Origin of the sequence: Lutimonas saemankumensis (assembly GCF_020171465.1) — a bacterium.
GTDB lineage: Bacteria > Bacteroidota > Bacteroidia > Flavobacteriales > Flavobacteriaceae > Lutimonas > Lutimonas saemankumensis.
Genome location: NZ_JAIUZR010000001.1, coordinates 193,517 through 211,235, shown reverse-complemented (window position 1 = coordinate 211,235; position 17,719 = coordinate 193,517). Strand labels below are relative to the sequence as shown.

17 protein-coding genes and 1 tRNA gene are annotated in these 17,719 nt (G+C 36.8%); 9 read left to right on the top strand and 9 right to left on the bottom strand.

Annotation, left to right across the window (positions count from 1 at the left end; translation table 11 throughout):
- Positions 1–35 precede the first annotated feature (35 nt).
- The gene (locus tag LCM02_RS00905) at positions 36–641 is read left to right on the top strand and encodes a DUF1684 domain-containing protein (protein WP_224926427.1); all 606 of its coding nucleotides are present in this window, start codon (positions 36–38) and stop codon (positions 639–641) included.
- On the opposite strand, the gene crcB is transcribed toward LCM02_RS00905, so the two are convergent.
- The 3 genes from crcB to LCM02_RS00890 are packed head-to-tail and all read right to left on the bottom strand — an operon-like array spanning position 638 to position 2,665.
- Positions 638–1,009, bottom strand: coding sequence for a fluoride efflux transporter CrcB (gene crcB, locus LCM02_RS00900; protein WP_224926426.1), 372 nt, complete (start codon positions 1,007–1,009; stop codon positions 638–640). The two genes, LCM02_RS00905 and crcB, sit on opposite strands and share 4 nt — an antisense overlap.
- Before the next feature lie 6 nt (positions 1,010–1,015).
- Positions 1,016–2,116, bottom strand: coding sequence for a BT_3928 family protein (locus LCM02_RS00895; protein ID WP_224926425.1), 1,101 nt, complete (start codon positions 2,114–2,116; stop codon positions 1,016–1,018).
- A gap of 12 nt (positions 2,117–2,128) precedes the next feature.
- Positions 2,129–2,665, bottom strand: a complete 537-nt coding sequence (locus tag LCM02_RS00890) for a DUF1599 domain-containing protein (RefSeq protein ID WP_224926424.1) — start codon at positions 2,663–2,665, stop codon at positions 2,129–2,131.
- 117 nt (positions 2,666–2,782) lie between these two features.
- Between LCM02_RS00890 and LCM02_RS00885 the strand changes: the two genes are divergently transcribed.
- From LCM02_RS00885 to LCM02_RS00870, 4 genes are read left to right on the top strand one after another with little or no spacing between them, the layout of a single operon-like run.
- Positions 2,783–3,367 carry an LOG family protein gene (locus LCM02_RS00885; RefSeq protein WP_224926423.1) on the top strand — a complete coding sequence of 195 codons (585 nt, stop codon included), beginning with the start codon at positions 2,783–2,785 and terminating at the stop codon, positions 3,365–3,367.
- A 12-nt stretch (positions 3,368–3,379) separates the two neighbouring features.
- Positions 3,380–4,222 carry a dihydropteroate synthase gene (folP, locus tag LCM02_RS00880; RefSeq protein WP_224926422.1) on the top strand — a complete coding sequence of 281 codons (843 nt, stop codon included), beginning with the start codon at positions 3,380–3,382 and terminating at the stop codon, positions 4,220–4,222.
- Between the two features lie 25 nt (positions 4,223–4,247).
- The gene (locus LCM02_RS00875) at positions 4,248–4,901 is read left to right on the top strand and encodes a hypothetical protein (RefSeq protein ID WP_224926421.1); all 654 of its coding nucleotides are present in this window, start codon (positions 4,248–4,250) and stop codon (positions 4,899–4,901) included.
- 28 nt (positions 4,902–4,929) lie between these two features.
- Positions 4,930–5,715 carry a diadenylate cyclase gene (locus LCM02_RS00870; protein ID WP_224926420.1) on the top strand — a complete coding sequence of 262 codons (786 nt, stop codon included), beginning with the start codon at positions 4,930–4,932 and terminating at the stop codon, positions 5,713–5,715.
- A gap of 5 nt (positions 5,716–5,720) precedes the next feature.
- Here the strand turns inward: LCM02_RS00870 and LCM02_RS00865 are convergent, their stop codons facing one another.
- Positions 5,721–7,493, bottom strand: coding sequence for an ABC transporter ATP-binding protein (locus LCM02_RS00865; RefSeq protein WP_224926419.1), 1,773 nt, complete (start codon positions 7,491–7,493; stop codon positions 5,721–5,723).
- 5 nt (positions 7,494–7,498) lie between these two features.
- Positions 7,499–8,254 (bottom strand): tRNA pseudouridine(38-40) synthase TruA, encoded by a 756-nt coding sequence (gene truA / locus LCM02_RS00860; RefSeq protein WP_224926418.1) that lies wholly within the window; start codon positions 8,252–8,254, stop codon positions 7,499–7,501.
- A 51-nt stretch (positions 8,255–8,305) separates the two neighbouring features.
- On the opposite strand from truA, the gene LCM02_RS00855 reads away from it, so the two are divergent.
- Positions 8,306–8,800, top strand: coding sequence for a metallophosphoesterase family protein (locus LCM02_RS00855; protein ID WP_224926417.1), 495 nt, complete (start codon positions 8,306–8,308; stop codon positions 8,798–8,800).
- On the opposite strand, the gene LCM02_RS00850 is transcribed toward LCM02_RS00855, so the two are convergent.
- From LCM02_RS00850 to LCM02_RS00835, 4 genes are all read right to left on the bottom strand, one after another.
- The gene (locus LCM02_RS00850) at positions 8,801–10,591 is read right to left on the bottom strand and encodes a tetratricopeptide repeat-containing sensor histidine kinase (RefSeq protein ID WP_224926416.1); all 1,791 of its coding nucleotides are present in this window, start codon (positions 10,589–10,591) and stop codon (positions 8,801–8,803) included. It lies immediately after the preceding gene.
- A gap of 28 nt (positions 10,592–10,619) precedes the next feature.
- On the bottom strand, positions 10,620–11,279 hold the full coding sequence (locus LCM02_RS00845; RefSeq protein ID WP_224926415.1) for a response regulator transcription factor: 660 nt from the start codon (positions 11,277–11,279) through the stop codon (positions 10,620–10,622).
- A 116-nt stretch (positions 11,280–11,395) separates the two neighbouring features.
- Positions 11,396–11,803 (bottom strand): hypothetical protein, encoded by a 408-nt coding sequence (locus LCM02_RS00840; protein ID WP_224926414.1) that lies wholly within the window; start codon positions 11,801–11,803, stop codon positions 11,396–11,398.
- A gap of 1,554 nt (positions 11,804–13,357) precedes the next feature.
- Positions 13,358–13,792: a DUF4293 domain-containing protein gene (locus LCM02_RS00835; RefSeq protein WP_224926413.1), complete on the bottom strand. Its 435-nt coding sequence runs from the start codon at positions 13,790–13,792 to the stop codon at positions 13,358–13,360.
- A 212-nt stretch (positions 13,793–14,004) separates the two neighbouring features.
- On the opposite strand from LCM02_RS00835, the gene rho reads away from it, so the two are divergent.
- From rho to LCM02_RS00820, 3 genes are all read left to right on the top strand, one after another.
- Complete coding sequence (rho, locus tag LCM02_RS00830) at positions 14,005–15,729, top strand: transcription termination factor Rho (protein WP_224926484.1); 1,725 nt, start codon at positions 14,005–14,007, stop codon at positions 15,727–15,729.
- 144 nt (positions 15,730–15,873) lie between these two features.
- Positions 15,874–15,946, top strand: a tRNA-Met gene (locus LCM02_RS00825).
- Positions 15,947–16,420: 474 nt separating this feature from the next.
- A complete protein-coding gene (locus LCM02_RS00820; protein WP_224926412.1) occupies positions 16,421–17,704 on the top strand; it encodes a serine hydrolase domain-containing protein in 1,284 nt (427 codons plus the stop codon).
- The last annotated feature ends 15 nt before the right edge of the window (positions 17,705–17,719 follow it).

The window sequence follows — 17,719 nt, the reverse complement described above, 5'->3', positions numbered from 1 at the left end:
ATTTTTATAGGTATATTTGGTTTAAAAATACATCCATGAAGAATATTTTATTTCTTATTTCCTTTTTCATATTCTCTCTGGCTTTTTCTCAGGAAACAAACAAATTTAAAAATGCAAAGAAATTCCAGCATAAACTGAACAAAGAATTTTCAAGCAAGGAAGAATCTCCTCTTACCGAAGAGGATTTCGCCAATTTTGAATCTCTGGAATTCTATCCTATTGATAGCACATATATAGTTACTGCTTCACTGACTCTCCATAAAGACAGTAAACCGTTCAAAATGAAAACAACAACAGACAGGCTTCCTGTATATCGCCTGTACGCAACGGCAAAATTTGAACTAAAAGGAAAACAGCATAGCCTTGAAATCTATCAAAATGAAAAATTAATGCTCACTCCGGAATATGAAGATTACCTGTTTCTGCCCTTTACAGATCTTACAAACGGAGCCGGGTCTTATGGTGGTGGTCGGTATTTAGACCTCAATCTTCCCGAGGGAAAGACTATTGAAATAGATTTTAATCAGGCTTACAATCCCTATTGTGCATACAACAGCAAATACTCATGTCCTGTTCCCCCAAAAAATAATCATCTCGATATTAAAGTACAGGCCGGAGTAAAATCTTTTAAGGGTCATTAAAGAAGTTTAGAAGCGTACATCCCCAAAAATACGGCTGATATGGCTAGTATAAAAGTGGCTATCAAATAGGGCAGCATACCAAAATAATCTCCCCCTTTGATGTAAACATGATTTTCATAGGCAAAAGTAGAGAAGGTTGTAAACCCTCCGCAGAAACCCGTTGCCAGAAAAAGTGAGTGGTTTTCGTTTAAATATCCGCTTTTTGCAGAGTATCCAAAAATTATTCCAATCAAAAGGCTTCCCAGTATATTGGCTAAAAGCGTACCATAGGGTATGGCATTTTCAAAGTTGTTGAGCTTTAAACTGATCAGATAACGTGCAACACTGCCCAGTCCCCCACCAATAAACACTAACAATACCTGTTTCATTACAATCTAATCTAAAGTTACACGCTCTGCTTGTCTCCAAGACCATTTTCCTGTAATGGTACCTTTATTCAGAGTAACAATTCCGGGATTTGACCTTACTATCGTCTTCAAAGTTGTCTCATCGCAAAACAAGAGGTCAAAATCCAATTGAAATTTGTTCTTTATTACCTCATATTCATCCAGCGTCGATGCGGAAAAACAATATACGCTAAATCCTTTTTCCATTGCTCTGTCCGACAGGGATTTGATTTTCTTTAAACCATCTTCATTTGATTTCCTAAGGTTATAAGCCACTATAAGCATCAGCTTCTCCTTTTGCATGAGTTGCTCCGTAAGGTCCTCACCATCCCGTTCCATGGTGAAATCATGTATTGGCGGAACATAACCCTCTTTTAATGTCCTGGTCTTTCGGTCAACAAATGTTGCTCCTTCAATATTCCAAGGTTTTTCTTCCGTAGTAAAGACTCTGTCCTCTCCGTCCACATTGTAGACCCAGGTGTCTTCAAAAACAGGTTTCTCGGCATCTTCAGGAATTATCATGCCTTCCGGAATGTTCTTCCCAACGGCGTAGGCCCTGAAATCAATAATAGGTAGATATCTTAATACATAAGCGATGATTCCCACAAAAACCACTAAAGAAATCAAACTGGCCCGCTTTGCAAAAATATCAGAGAAAAGGGATTGAATATCATACACCCTGATCAGCAAATAGATCACCAAAACTATAAGAATGATATTCTTGTAAAAAGTTTCCCAGGGCGTGAGTGTTATAGCATCTCCAAAACAACCACAGTCCGTCACCTTGTCGTAATAAGCTGAATACCAGGTTAAAAATAGAAATATCAAGGATATTCCGAACAAACTCCAAACCGTTAACTTTGCCTTGAACCCAACCAACAGCATTACCCCAAGCATAATTTCGGCTAAAATCAGCAAGATGGAAAACTCCAGTGCAAACGGGCTTAAAAACTCGAGATTAAGCACATCCGCTCCAAAATATTCTTCAAATTTATAGGCTGAACCCAAGGGGTCAACCAATTTGACGAATCCGGAGAAAATAAAGGTAACTGAAACTAAAAGTCTTATAATTTGGGTAAGTATATTCATAAAGGCATCGAATTATTCATCCATGAGTATCAAAGCAAAAATGGCATAATTGATCATATCCTGGTAATTGGCATCGATTCCTTCGGATACAATCGTTTTACCTTCGTTATCTTCAATTTGCTTGACTCTGAGTAACTTCTGAAGAATCAAATCAGTAAGCGAACTGATACGCATGTCTCTCCATGCCTCTCCGTAGTCGTGATTCTTATTTTCCATCAATGCCTTGGTCTGAGCAATATGTTTGTCATAAAGTTCAGTTGCTTTATCCACATCGATATCCGGTTGCTCAGCAACCCCCTCCTCCAACTGAATCAGAGCCATGATCGAATAATTGATGATGCCAATAAATTCGGGCGCTTCTCCTTCATCTACTTTCCTGGTTTTATTTTCCTGTAACTGACGTATGCGTTGTGCTTTTATAAAAATCTGATCCGTTAACGATGGAAGTCTCAGTATTCTCCAGGCGCTTCCATAATCACTCATTTTGTTTATGAAAAGTGAGCGACATCTTGACGTCACTTCATCATATTGCTTGGACGTATTCTGCATGTATTTTGAAATCAGAAGTATTAAATTAATATGGAAACGAATTTATAAAAATCTAATGATATAATATCTTCGGTTTCCTTATTTTTACAAAATATATATCCTTAAAATCCCTGTAAAATGAATAGAATTGCTGTTTTTTGCGGCTCGAGTAAAGGCTTTAAAAAAGATTATGCGGAGGCCGCAGTAGAATTGGGTGAATGTTTTTCTAAAGAAGGGATCGGCCTGGTTTATGGAGGAGGTAAAATTGGCATTATGGGTGTGCTTGCAGACACCATGATCAGGAACAATGCCGAAGTCATTGGTGTTATTCCCGGTTTGTTAAAACATGAGGAAGTAGCTCACACCAAAATTTCTCAGATGATCGTCACTCGAAAAATGTCAAAAAGAAAAGTACGGATCAGTAAATTAGTGGATGGATATATTGCCTTGCCGGGTGGTTTTGGTACCCTGGATGAGATTTTTGAGGCTCTGACCCTGGGCCAGCTCGGAATTGAAAGAAAGGCGATCGGAATATTGAATACCAATAATTTTTTCAAACATACCTTGCTCCAGTTAGAACACATGGTGGAAGAAGGCTTCTTAAAAAAAGAAAATCGCGATATGATCATCATCAGCGACAATGTTGAAGAATTAATAAAGAAAATGCAGGCATACCAGGCGCCAAAAGTCGCCGAAGTAATTAATAAGGTAGCCAGCAGGTAAAGTTATTTTACTATGTATATCAATTGTAAAGGTGAATTAATCGATCTAAGCCGGCCAAAGGTCATGGGGATCCTGAACCTTACGCCTGACTCCTTTTATGACGGAGGTAAATACAGAAACGAAAAGGCCATACTGAAGCAGGTTGAGAAAATGAGTGTGGAAGGTGCCGATTTTATAGACCTGGGAGCCTACTCATCCAGACCTAATGCCAAAAACATATCAGGGGAAGAGGAATTAAAAAGGCTCATAGGGCCCCTAAAAGCTGTCATTAAAGAATTTCCTGAAATCAGAGTCTCAGTCGATACCTTTCGCAGTCATGTCGCCCGTGAAGCGGTAATAAACGGAGCATGCATGGTCAATGATATATCAGGAGGCGGACTAGACATGGAAATGTTTCCGACGATTGCTCAGCTTCAGGTACCTTATGTACTGATGCACATGAAAGGATCTCCCCAGACCATGCAGCAGCATAGCACTTATAAAAACCTGGTTAAGGAAATGATTTTTTATTTTTCTGAAAAAGTTTTTGAACTACGCCAAATGGGAGTTAATGACCTGATCATTGATCCGGGATTTGGGTTCAGCAAGAACCTTCAGCAGAATTATGAGCTTTTAGGTAAACTTGACTTTTTGAAAACCCTAAACCTACCAATCCTGACCGGTATATCACGAAAATCAATGCTTTATAGATTACTTGAAATTGATCCGGAAAAAGCTTTAAATGCCACCACAGTTGCAAATACCATCGCGCTTTTGAAAGGAGCCCATATTTTAAGGGTCCATGACATCAAAGAAGCGGTTGAGGCCGTTGAAATAATTCAAAAAATGAAAGATTCCCAAATACCCCATGAATAAAAAAAATGTTCTAATTCTAATACTCTTGACAGCACTCTCCGGTTGTAAAAAACAAGAAATCCAATTACCTCAGATCAGTAGTCCCGGGCTTTCCGAAATTCAAAACCACTCAAGTATCTGGATCTTCAGAGACAGTACGGAAAACGGTGTTGTTCCCAGGCTTAACAAGAATAATAAAATCATCAATACACATTGGATCTTTCATATTGACAAAAGGCTCCCAATGAAAGATATAGTGCCCTTACTTATAAAAATGCAGGAAGACAAAAACAAACCCTCCATGCATAAAAAAGGAAATATGGAAAGCTATTTCAGTTATGCCAACCTTTCGGGAAAGAAAATTTCGCTGTTCTCCTTTACCGAAACCAACTTTAATATAATTGATAAAGATTCCTTTCCTCGGGAGCTGTCATCGATAAAAAATGAAATTGTCATCATTCAGCTTCAGGAAAAATTGGTAAAAATTAACAATCAGATCATTTCCAGGGATTCAATAGGAGCAATTCTGAAACGAATAGAGCCCTCTCCCTCTGTCGAGAAAGAGGAAAACAGTGATGCTTTCTTAATACTGAATTACAGTGGAGAAACTGTCTATGAGGATTATTTAAGCCTTAAGGCATACTTAAATGAAAATGAAATAATCACGTCTTCAACAGAGTATTTACTTACTGTAAAATAATTCATACATTTACAAAAACTAGCTCAGATTGGATCAAATTACTTTTTTAAACATCAGCTTCTTAGACATTCTTGACATCGTTTTAGTTGCCGTTTTACTTTTTTATATATTTCGATTAATCAGAGGCACCGCAGCCATCAACATATTTATCGGAATTGCCATAATTTATTTAATATGGAAACTCACTCAGGCTCTGGAAATGGAACTTCTCAGCGATATTCTGGGTAAGTTTTTGGGCGGAGGTTTTATTGCCCTTATTATTGTATTTCAGCAGGAGATAAGGAAGTTCCTTTTAATGGTTGGATCTACCAATATTGCTTCTAAAAAAGGTATTCTAAAGAATTTTAAGTTTTTTAGAACAGAAATAGCCGCCAATAATCACATTGATGAAATCGTCAGATTCTGTGAAGAAATGGGAAAAATCAAAACCGGGGCCCTGATTGTACTGAAAAGGAACAATAGCCTTGAATTTGTAAAAATGACAGGGGATGAAATGGAAATAAAAGTGAACAAGCCAATTTTGAAAAGTATATTTTATAAAAACAGCCCTCTTCATGACGGAGCTATCGTCGTTGAAAACAACATTATAACGGCAACAAGGGTGATCCTTCCAATTGAGAATACCATTGAAATTCCTGCTCATTTTGGATTGAGGCACAGGGCCGGTCTTGGCATCACAACAAGAACAGATGCTCTTGCCCTTATAGTTTCTGAAGAATCAGGGCAGGTTTCTTACATCAATAATGGAGCTTTCATTCTCTACGAAGATTTTTCCGAATTAACCGAACTGATCAAAGACGATTTGAATTATTAAGCTGATTAGCTTGCTTTTTTCTGCGCAAACTGGATATTGTACAAATTACTGTAATACCCTTTCTTTTCCAGAAGCTCAGTATGAGTTCCCTGTTCAACAATTTTTCCCTGATCCATAACAATGATCTTATCGGCCTTCTGGATCGTTGCCAGCCTGTGTGCAATAATGATCGAAGTTCTGTTTTTGGTGATTTTTTCAGTAGCATCCTGAATAAGCTTCTCTGAATGAGCGTCAATCGAAGAGGTGGCCTCATCAAGAATCAAAATACCCGGTTTACTAACCGAGGCTCTTAGGAACGCTATTAATTGCCTTTGGCCCACAGAAAGCATAACACCTCTTTCCTTAACATTATAATCATATCCTCCCGGAAGGGACATAATAAAATCATGAATCCCAATAATTTTCGCAGAAGCTTCTACTGCTTCACGACTTATAGAATCGTCTCTCAAAGTTATATTGTTGAAGATACTGTCAGAAAATAAAAATACGTCCTGTAATACTACCGCAATCTGGGCCCTGAGTGCATGCAGGTTATAATCAGAAAGTTTTACGTCATCAATCTTTATAGATCCCGTATCGATTTCGTAAAAACGATTCAATAAGTTAATAATCGTCGACTTACCCGCCCCTGTTGCTCCAACGATGGCTACCGTTTCCCCGGGTTTTACATCAAATGAAATTCCCTTGATCACTTCCTCACCGGGAACATAGCTAAAATGCACATTATCAAAACTTACCTTTCCTTTAAAATTCTCAACCATGATCTCTCCCTTGTCCAGTTCAGTCTCCTCCGCATCAACAATTTTAAATACTCGTTCTGCAGCCACCATTCCCATTTGAAGGGTATTGAACTTATCGGCGATCTGTCTCAAGGGTCGGAACAACATGTTATTCATCATAATAAAACTGATGATCTCGCCAGCTGTAACAGAACTGTTGGTAGCTGCGTTCAAGCCTCCATACCAAACTACCAGGCCAATGGCTATGGAGGGAAGGATCTCTGCGACCGGGAAAAAAATCGAATTATACCAAACCGTCCTGATCCAGGCTCTTTTATGCTTTTCATTAATACTTCTAAATTTTTCATATTCTATCTTCTCCCTTGAAAATAACTGTATAATCCGCATACCTGTGATCCGCTCCTGAACAAAACTATTCAAATTGGCGACTTCAGTCCTTACTTCCTGAAAAGCTGACTTCATAGCTTTTTGAAATATCTTTGTCGCAAAAATCAGCAACGGTAAGATGGCAAATACAATCAGGGCCAGCTTCCAGTTCATGTAAAGCATTACCAAAGCTACTACGAGCATCTTGAGAAGGTCAGATATGATCATAAAAAGTCCTTGTCCGAATACACTTGCAATAGTTTCAATATCTGATACGACTCGCGTTACTAATTTTCCAACGGCTGAGGTATTGAAATACTTCATTTTGAAACGTAAAAGATGCTCAAAAAGTTGCACCCTCATATCCTTTATGATACTCTGACCCAACCAATTGGCGAAGTAAATAAACAAAAACTGGAATATGACTTCAAAACAAAGAACAAGTACCATTAAACCTATGTAAACAACAAGTTGTTCTTCATTTTTTGAGAAAATGAAATCATCAATAATAGTTTTCAAAAGTACCGGTCTTACGGCAGCAAATAAAGCCACAGAAAGTACGGCCATTACGGAGATCGCAAACTGCAGCCTGTAACTTCTCGCATAGCCCATCAGCCTTGTAAAAAGCTTCACGTCGTATACCTTTCCGATTACTTTTTTATTTTCCTCCATTTTCTTCACAATTCACGTAAAAATACACTTTCAGGATACTTAACACTTGTCAAAAACAAACCCTTTGCTTTGGCAGAGGCACCTGCCCTCGACCTGTCTCTTGATTCAATTACCTCTTTAAATTCCTTTAAGGTCATTTTACCTTTTCCTATTTCGAGTAAGGTTCCTACAATAGCTCTTACCATATTTCTTAAAAAACGATTTGCACTAATATAAAAATTCAAATCATCCCCTTTTTGTTCCCAAAATGCCTCAGTGATGGTGCATTCATAGGTTTTAACATCAGTTTTAGTCCTTGAAAAACACTTAAAATCAGTATGATCCATTAAGATCATTGATGCCTTATTCATTTTTGCCACATTCAGATCAGGAAAATTCAAATTCATGGACAATTCTGATGTAAAGACATTTTTATTTAGACTGATCCTGTAGGTGTAACTCCTTGAAACAGCGTCAAATCTGGCATGAGCTTCTGGATTTACCTTTAAGATCTGAAAAATAGCAATATCCTTTGGCAAAAAAGAATTCAACTTATATTTTAACTTATCTTTATCTAAAATTCCGTCAAAATCGAAATGCAGATAGAATTGTTCCGCGTGCACACCGGTATCCGTACGACCACATCCCATCACCGTTATTTCGGATCCCAATAATGTGGACAGAGCTTTTTCAATAACTTCCTGAACCGAAATTTCATTAGGCTGAATCTGCCACCCATGATAGTTTTTGCCGTGATAAGAAAGTTCAATAAAGTATCTCAAAAACTGTTAATTTTACGCCTGACAAAGATAATTAATAAAATCAATACGCTTTTGGGCCAGAAAATCTTACTTCTTTCCGATACACATGGTTACATAGATGAAAAAATTTTGAATTATTGTAAAGAAGTTGATGAAGTGTGGCATGCAGGGGATATAGGAAAGCTGGCTGTTACAGATAAGATTCAGGAAATCTGTCCGGTAAGAGCAGTCTACGGAAATATTGACGATAAAGAAATCAGAGCAACTTTTCCACTCGACAACAGATTTAAAATAGAGGGCCTAAGCGTATGGATAACCCATATAGGTGGATATCCTAATAGATACAGTCCGAGAATAAAAGAAACTATTTATAAAAATCCCCCTAAAATTTTTATCAGCGGGCATTCGCATATTCTAAAGGTACAGTATGATAAAAAACTTAGGCTCCTTCATTTGAACCCGGGAGCAGCGGGTAAACATGGGCTTCATAAAGTGAGAACCCTATTGCGCTTTGAAATTGAAAAAAGTGAGATAAAAAATCTGGAGATAATAGAAATGAAGCGATAATTAAACGGCTTCCACCGGTTCAGTCTGGAAAATAGGAACAGAAATAAAAATACTGGTTCCTTCTCCTTCTTTTGAATTTATATTGAAAACTCCTTTCATTATCTTAATTCTTGCTTCAATATGATTTAAGCCAAGTCCATCCTTTTTGACCGCTTTCTTGACGTCAAATCCTTTTCCGTCATCAATAATCTGTATTATCAATTTATCTCCATTTCTTTCGATAAGATTGATTGTGGCATTCTTTGCTTTACTATGCTTTAAAATATTATTGATCAACTCTTCAATGATGTTGTATATTTTGATCTCAAAATCCTGATTATATCTTTTGATGCCATTATCATCACTAATAAACTGAATTTCTGAATTGGAGTATTTTTCGCAAAGGTCATGTACTGCAAAAGCCAGTCCGAATTTGAGCAATACTGATGAAATCAGCTCATGTGAAAGATCTCTTATCTTGATTGAAGCTTCATTTACAATTTCCTGAGCTTTTGAAATCTCTATCGGAACATGTGAGTTCAACTGTGACTTTGAAGCCTGGAGGTGCAGATTTGCTGAAGACAATAAGGCACTTACGCTGTCATGGAGAATTTCCGCAATAGATTTACGTTCTTTCTCTTTCGCATCAATCGTTGCATTAATTATTCTGGTCTGTAGGTTACTGTGGATCTGATCAAGCTTAGTCTGCTGTTTCAATTTATAATTCTTGTAAAAAATAAAGGCAATAACAACAAGAATCAAGGTCAAAAAGGCCATTCCGTAAAAGAGTACCTGAGCTCTTAGAGCTCTACCTTTTTCTTCTTCCGTTCTCTTCTCTTCCAAAGCCAGATTGTACTTAGCCTCAACACCAGCAATATTTTCAGCTAATTGTTCATTGGTAAGCCTGAACTTCAGTTCATAGGATTTATGTAAATATTTATACGCATTTTGATAATCATCAATAGAATCATAGGACACGGAAAGATTTTCATAAATAATTCGTTTCAAATGCAGTACACGAGTCGTTGTATCCAGTTCAATGTTGTTGAATGCTTCCAAATATCTATTGATCGCTTTTTCATATTCCTTTTCAAAATGATGAAGGTTTCCAAGATTAACATTGGCCGATGCAATATCAACGACACTGTTCTGTTTCATTTTCAACTTAAGTGCTTCTCTTGCCCAATGTTTTGCCAAAGGCAAATTATCATTATTCTGGGCAATAACACCAAGATTATTGTAAGCATTTGATATTCTTATTTCAGTTTTCGGAGTGACTGGGAAGTAGGTCACCTTTCTAAAGAAATGTTTGGCACTATCCTGCTCATTTTTTGCATAATAAAAACTTCCGAGCCTGATTAGCGCTTTGGTTATACCAATAGTATCTTTAATTAAGTTTGCCTTCTGCAAGGAAATTTTGTTGTAATATATAGCCTTATCAAAATTCTGAGAATCAGCAAAGATCCTTGCCAGCAAATTCGAATAATCAATATTTAAACTTGAAAAGGTCCTTCCTTTTAATCGGTCTAAACCATTTAACAAGATTTCCATGGCCTTTTCGCTTATCCCCTGCTGGTAATAGTTTTTGGCCTTCCTAAATTCAAAAGCGAGTTGTTTTTCTGAATTCTTTGCGAAGGAAAAGGTATTTAGCGTATTCTCAATGGTGTAATCCGCCTTTTCAAACTCTCCTATTTTGATAAGTGAGTCAATTTGCGCAAGTTTTTCCTGAATATAGATTTCCTCTTTTGAAGAATTTTGAGAATAGAGCTCACCACCAATCAAAAGTATTGCAATTGGCAAAAAGTTTTTCATCAAGCCTCTTAAAAGACTCAAAATAAAGTTATATGACCTCATTCTTTAAGGCAAATATAGCAAGTCCAACACTATTTTTGACCTTGACCTTTTTCATTAGATTCTTTCTATGTGTTTCAACAGTACTTTCACTTATATGCAGTTCATCGCCAATTTCTCGCGTACTGTACTGTTGGGCCACAAGTTTTAAAACCTGTACTTCTCTTTTAGTTAATGAGCTTATCAGAACCCCATCCTGGCTTCCCTCATTTTTGACCTGGCCCGTGAGCAAGGTCTGCATCATTTTTTCCTTGATATCATCTGTAAAATACTGATTCCCTTCGGAAACTTTTCTAACCGCATTGACAATGTGTTCACCAGCCGACTTTTTTGGCACAAAGCCCTTTGCTCCCATCTGTAAAACTTCTTTTACAAGTTTTACGTCGTCATAACTGGAAAGAACAATGATTTCAGGTTTGTTTTTGTTCTGCCTCAAATGTTTAAGGACTTCAATCCCGTCTAGTTCCGGCATATTAATATCCAAAACAAGCACGTCAGAATTATTTTCTTCATACCATGAAACAACCTCTTTGCCATTTAATGAGAAGCCTGTGACTTCAATATTTGGCTCAAGTCCTAGAACGGCTTTCACACCATCAATCAAAATTTGATGATCATCGGCAATATGTACAGTAATAATCTTATCCATATGATACATTTGTTTAAAACACAGGCTAAAAAAAATCCGAAAAAAACTAATTTTCCGGATCTTCTCCTAGTTTATTTAACAAACGTTTAAATTCACTAAATATTGTATCTTGAGTCTTACTCCCAGATAATGACACCTTTAGGTCTTCTTTCAGGCTCAGTTCTGTTCAACAAAGCGTCCATAGCTGCAACATCATAGTTGTCTTCATAAATGTTGTTAAACGCTGTGGTTACCTTGCCATCAACTGGCTGAAGATCAAGAGTCACGGTTTTCGATGAGTTCGAATCACCATTTTCCACTAAAAAGATTTCATTAGAAGCACCAATTAAAGCAGATGAAACCATAACATTTTGATCAACTGTAAATGTTACTGAAACTTCTCCATCATTGTTCTCCATAATCGGCGCAGATTCCAATAAAGTTCCTTCGTAATCTGACAAAACCGCTGAAGATGAGTTAGTTAAGTTGGTAGTAAAAGAAGCCATAACCAACAATACGGCAATTGCAATAGTAAAATTTTTCATAATAATAAACTTTTAGATTTGTTCTGTATGTATGTTTTTATCAGCTATAACAAGCTAATACACCAAATGTATCGGCAAATGAGTTACAAACCAATAGCGAAATCAGGTATTTTTTGTACTACCTGAAAACCATGAGGTTTATACCCAGAAACCACTAATTTGGTGTTTCGAAAGATATAAAAAATTTACTATTATGTTTTTTTTCTGAAGTTTATACCATTTTAATGCTTTAAATTAATAATGTAAGTTGTTGATTTTATACTGTTTATGATTTTAACACCTACTTATTCTGTAGACTTTATTTGATAATTTAATTTTCTTTTTCTATCTTGCATATTCGTTAGAATTGGATTTAATTTCAATAGTTGAAATATTTATAGTAAGGAGAGAGGTTATTTGTTTATTAGAAAGCTTGTTTCACTTCTCTCCTAACTCCCTTTCCTTTTTCCCCTTTTAAAAGAAGATATTCTTTATCTTCTTAAGAAATACTCAAGTTCCCAAGATTTGAGTATTTTTTTTTGAAAAATAGTAAGGAGAGAAGCTATTTTATTTTAGTCTTAGTATTAGAAAACAATTTGCTTCACTTCTCTCCTTTCTCCCCTGTCTTACTCTCCTGGTATTCTTGTTACAGGAGTATATTTTACAACTTTTTCACTTTTAAATCTTTTTTTGAATCGATGAGAAAATCTCTATGTTAAAAATAGTAAGGAGAGAAGCTATTTGTATTTGTTATTAGTGTTAGAAAACAATATGCTTCACTTCTCTCCTTTCTCCCCTCTCTTCTTCTCCCTATGCAAATAAGGAGTACTTTTTTATCGATCTGATTAAAATCCGATCCTTGCCTCGCTGAAATGGTCCATTTATTGAACAGAAAAAAATAGTAAGGAGAGAAGCTATTTTATTTTAGTCTTAGTATTAGAGAACAATTTGCTTCACTTCTCTCCTTTCTCCCCTGTCTTCTTCTCCTTAGTCATAAGGAGTAATTTTTTATAAAGTTTGATCTTTATAATCCATTTCTCTGAGAAATTTGATGTCAGTATGTCAATTTTGGAATTTTTAGCAATTTTCCCACTTTTTGAAAAATAGTAAGGAGAGAAGCAATTTGTTTTTTTAATGAAAGAATCATGGCGCTTCACTTCTCTCCTTTCTCCCCTTTTTTTTATTTACATCTAATGCAAAATATTTGATATATAAGAATATGTTCTTATTACCTTCCCAGTTCGAGAATATTAATTTTTCAAAATGTCAATTTTGGAATTCATAGCAATTTATTCCCGGAGTTAAATTAAGGAGAGAAGTCCTTTTTTCTTTTCAGCGAAAGTGATCTTCTCTCCTTTCCCCCCTTATGCCTTTTTTCAAAGGCTGTTTTTTCATAACAGCAACTATTACTTGAATAATTACACTACAAATATATGGGCAGTTAACGTTTCACACAATAGAGGAACTTGGGATTTTGAAAATTACCTGAAAACCGTTAGAGAAAAATAAAATGAAAAAAAGCTGTCTGAATATTCATACAGACAGCTTATACACACTATAACTAAGTTATTAGTATTATCGTAAACGATCTACAGATTTTACAAGTTTATCATCCTTAATAATGGCTTTGTTGGCAAGAGCCAATAAAACTATTACAACTAAAGGTATGATTGCACCAATACCCTTCTCAGAAACATTTGCTTCTCCAGATAACATTAGCAGATGGTAAACAACAATTCCTAACAATAAAAAGTTGATTACAATATTTAACCTATTGTAAATGATTTGTCTGGTTCTGTTCTTAAATAAAAAAAGTGTCACTAATGATAAAATTCCCGAAACCATAAACAGGAACGGAACTATTCTCAATAAATTGTCTTCGCCATTCAACATGTCAGCAAGTTTAACCGGTACACCAACACTTTCATTCCAAAAAGGAAGAAAAAAAGCCAGACCTCCCGAGAGAAGGACCGCCAGAAGCAAGTAAACCGTTTGTATTCTTTGCAACATAGACTTCAAATGAGGCGCAAATTTACATTAATCTTTTTAAGAATACACTTTCTATATTAATTTTATTTTGTAATATTGTCACATCAAATCGAAACTTATTGTAAGTTTTCTTCTTTTACGATACCCTATTATATTATCAAAACATAATAATCATTTAATCAGATGATTCTCTCCAGAGAATTTATATCATTAATTAACATTTACTATTTATGATGTTTGACATAGACAAACTCAAAGAGATGAAACTTTTGGAGTTGCAGGAAATTGCTCAGAAAATTGATGTTCCAAAATTTCGTCAGCTTAAAAAACTTGATTTGGTTTATCAGATACTGGATATGCAGGCTGCAAATCCAAAGCAGATGAAGGAAAAGACCGCACCGATTAAGGAAAATACTTCTCCGGTAAACAAACCGAAGAGAAAAAGAATTTCAAAAAAGGAGGCGGCATCTGAAAAGGCTCCTGCGGATACTGTATCAAAAAATGACGTTCCCTCAAAAAAAGACATGGATAAAAGAGATGTGAAACAGACAAAGCATCCAAAATCTGAAGTTACACCTCAAATCAAAAAAGAAAATGGTTCTGCACAGAATCCTGAGCAACAATCGGTAACCACTGACCGCACTCAGCAGAAAGATCAGAGAAAACAACATCACGCTCAGCAAAAGGATCAGCGAAAACAACATCAGCCACAGCAAAAGGATCAGAAAGATCAGAAAAATCCACAGAAGGATCAGAGAAAAGATAATCGTGGTAATCAAGGCCATAAACAACGTGGCAATGAGAGTAACAAGCCTGGTAAATACAGAGATCCTGATTTTGAATTTGACGGAATCATTGAAAGTGAAGGTGTGCTGGAAATCATGCCGGATGGATACGGGTTTTTGAGGTCTTCAGACTACAACTACCTTTCATCTCCTGATGACATTTATGTGTCTCAGTCTCAGATTAAGCTTTTTGGACTTAAAACAGGAGATACGGTAAAGGGAAAAGTCAGGCCTCCTAAAGAAGGTGAAAAATATTTTCCACTAATTCGCGTCAGTCTTATTAACGGTTTAAATCCGAGTATAGTCAGGGACAGAGTATCGTTTGAGCACTTAACTCCTCTTTTCCCTGAAGAAAAATTTAATTTAGCTGAAAAGGGAAGCAATCTATCAACTCGCATCATAGATTTATTTTCACCTATAGGAAAAGGACAGCGTGGAATGCTTGTTGCACAACCCAAAACTGGTAAGACCATATTATTGAAAGATATCGCCAATGCCATTTCTGCGAATCACCCGGAAGTATATCAGATTGTTCTTTTGATAGACGAACGTCCAGAGGAAGTAACAGACATGCAACGTAATGTAACAGGAGAGGTTATTGCCTCAACTTTTGATGAATCTGCCGAGAAACATGTAAGAGTGGCGAACATCGTTTTGGAAAAGGCCAAAAGATTGGTTGAGTGTGGACATGACGTGGTTATACTCCTGGATTCTATAACCAGACTTGCAAGAGCATACAATACTGTTGCACCTGCTTCTGGAAAAATCCTTTCCGGTGGTATCGACGCTAATGCACTTCACAAGCCCAAAAGATTTTTTGGTGCGGCTCGTAATATTGAAAATGGGGGATCCCTGTCAATTATTGCAACTGCCCTGACAGAAACAGGATCTAAAATGGATGAAGTTATCTTTGAGGAATTTAAAGGAACCGGTAACATGGAACTGCAATTGGATCGCAATATTTCAAACAGAAGAATCTACCCTGCCATAGATCTTGTTAAGTCCAGTACCCGTAGAGATGATCTTCTTCATGAAGAGAAGGTAAGACAAAGAATCTGGGTTCTCAGAAAGTACCTGGCTGACATGAACCCAATCGAGGCCATGGAATTCGTAAAAGACAAAATTAAATTTACCAATAATAACGAGGAATTCTTAATGTCAATGAACGGCTAGGTGCTGATTTCATATGGCCCGAAATTGAGAATCTTTGAATTATTCAGATAAATAATTGAAAGTCAGATATCAAAAATATCTGACTTTTTTTATGCTTTTTCCTTTGTTTATATCTATAAATAAGTTGTATATTTGCACCCACATCGCGGGATAGAGCAGTAGGTAGCTCGTTGGGCTCATAACCCAAAGGTCGCTGGTTCGAGTCCAGCTCCCGCTACAAAGAAGACCAGCTGAAGTTCAGCTGGTTTTTTTATTTCGGAACATGAGAAGTTCGCTTCTCGAATGTGCAGAAAATAAAAAACCACAGGAAGCGCGGAGCGATTCGTGATGGTTTTCTTTGTAAAGCACTCCATTTAGGTCCGCCGGGCATGCGAGGCAATCCAGCTCCCGCTACTAGGAAAACCTTTCAGGAAACTGGAAGGTTTTTTTGTTGCAAAAAATTCGCAATGCCCGCATTTAAGAATTTTGAGAAACAAAAATAGTATTGGCGCCCGGCAAGTGGTTTTGTTTCCAAAGCTTCCCCGGTGATGGTCGTTAAACTGCCTGTTCAAACTTATGGTTTGGCATCGTAAATTCAAGTCTTTCAAATTCCATTAAGTTCTGTTTATATTTACAATCCTGTTTCAAAAAAACTTTGTAGAACCGGGAATTAAATTTAGAATCATTATTCAACCTTAATTATGAACAAATCATGAAGGGTAGCTTAAAAGTATCTTTAGTTCTTGTAAACATCTTTTTTGTTGTTTTATCATGTAAAGAGGGCTCTGCACCGACAGTATTCAGGCCCGCAAAAAAGGAACCGGATATAAATGAATCCCTGGAAGCGGTATTTAAGAAGAATGAATTAATGGGTATGTCAGTGGTTCTTATAGACGAGGGTAAACTGCAATGGAATAAAAGTTTTGGTTTGGCAAATCTGAACCATGGTACCAAGGTGAATTCAAATACCATGTTTCGCGTGGCATCAATTTCCAAAACAGTAACAGCCATTGCTTTGATGCAACTGGTGGACAGAGGACTGGTTGATTTGCACAGGGATGTTAGTGATTATCTGGGCTGGCAATTGCGGAATCCATATTTTCCTGAAATACCAATAACACTATATCAAATACTAAACCATACGAGTAGCATAGCGGATGGGAAGGGGTATTATAACTTTTCACGAAAAATGATCAGTGATCAGTTAGCAATCGAAACATTATTCGCCAAAGACGGGGCCTATTTTACGGAGGATCTCTATTCAAAGAATGCTCCGGGGACATATTTTAGTTATACGAACGCGAGCTGGGGCATTGTAGCCTCTGTTATCGAATTGGTAAGTAACCTGAGTTTTGATGCGTATTGCAGGGAACACATTTTTAAACCGATGGGGATAAAAGCCGATTTTGATCCGGCTCACTTGGAGAATATTAATAACTTGGCGGTGCTTTATCGTTTCGAGGATGGGAATTGGTCGCCACAGGTTGACGACTATCAAGGGCTTAAACCATCAAAGCGGTTATACGACGGTTATCAGCTAGGTACAAACGGATTTTTGAACGGACCACAGGGCAACCTCAGGGCCTCCGCCCTTGACCTGGCAGAATTAATTCAGATGTTCCTTAATGAAGGAGAATCAAATGGAAGGCAAATATTAAAGAAAGAGTCAGTAGATACGATGCTCGGTAATCATTGGGAATTCGATGGCGAAAACGGAGATACCTGGGGGCATTTCTATTTATCCTTCGGCTTAGGAATTCATCATATCACCAATAAGCCTGAATCTGATATTATATTTGAAGACAGAAACATGTCCGGGCATCCAGGCATCGCTTATGGACTATTGAGTGACATGTATTTTGACTCCAAGACCCGAAGCGGAATTGTTTTTATAACTAACGGAAGCAAATTAAAATATGAATATGGTCAAGAGACCTCATTTTACCAGGTTGAAGAGGATCTGTTCAAGGCAGTAAATCCATTTCTAAAAAAATAAAAGACTCGATCTAAT

Bases quoted from the DNA above. Each gene is read 5' to 3' on its own strand.
- LCM02_RS00850 (WP_224926416.1), bottom strand. From the start codon at position 10,591: ATGAAAAACTTTTTGCCAATTGCAATACTTTTGATTGGTGGTGAGCTC.
- rho (WP_224926484.1), top strand. From the start codon at position 14,005: ATGTTTGACATAGACAAACTCAAAGAGATGAAACTTTTGGAGTTGCAG.
- LCM02_RS00895 (WP_224926425.1), bottom strand. From the start codon at position 2,116: ATGAATATACTTACCCAAATTATAAGACTTTTAGTTTCAGTTACCTTT.
- LCM02_RS00845 (WP_224926415.1), bottom strand. From the start codon at position 11,279: ATGGATAAGATTATTACTGTACATATTGCCGATGATCATCAAATTTTG.
- LCM02_RS00885 (WP_224926423.1), top strand. From the start codon at position 2,783: ATGAATAGAATTGCTGTTTTTTGCGGCTCGAGTAAAGGCTTTAAAAAA.
- LCM02_RS00905 (WP_224926427.1), top strand. From the start codon at position 36: ATGAAGAATATTTTATTTCTTATTTCCTTTTTCATATTCTCTCTGGCT.
- folP (WP_224926422.1), top strand. From the start codon at position 3,380: ATGTATATCAATTGTAAAGGTGAATTAATCGATCTAAGCCGGCCAAAG.
- crcB (WP_224926426.1), bottom strand. From the start codon at position 1,009: ATGAAACAGGTATTGTTAGTGTTTATTGGTGGGGGACTGGGCAGTGTT.
- LCM02_RS00835 (WP_224926413.1), bottom strand. From the start codon at position 13,792: ATGTTGCAAAGAATACAAACGGTTTACTTGCTTCTGGCGGTCCTTCTC.
- LCM02_RS00865 (WP_224926419.1), bottom strand. From the start codon at position 7,493: ATGGAGGAAAATAAAAAAGTAATCGGAAAGGTATACGACGTGAAGCTT.
- LCM02_RS00890 (WP_224926424.1), bottom strand. From the start codon at position 2,665: ATGCAGAATACGTCCAAGCAATATGATGAAGTGACGTCAAGATGTCGC.
- LCM02_RS00820 (WP_224926412.1), top strand. From the start codon at position 16,421: ATGAAGGGTAGCTTAAAAGTATCTTTAGTTCTTGTAAACATCTTTTTT.
- LCM02_RS00840 (WP_224926414.1), bottom strand. From the start codon at position 11,803: ATGAAAAATTTTACTATTGCAATTGCCGTATTGTTGGTTATGGCTTCT.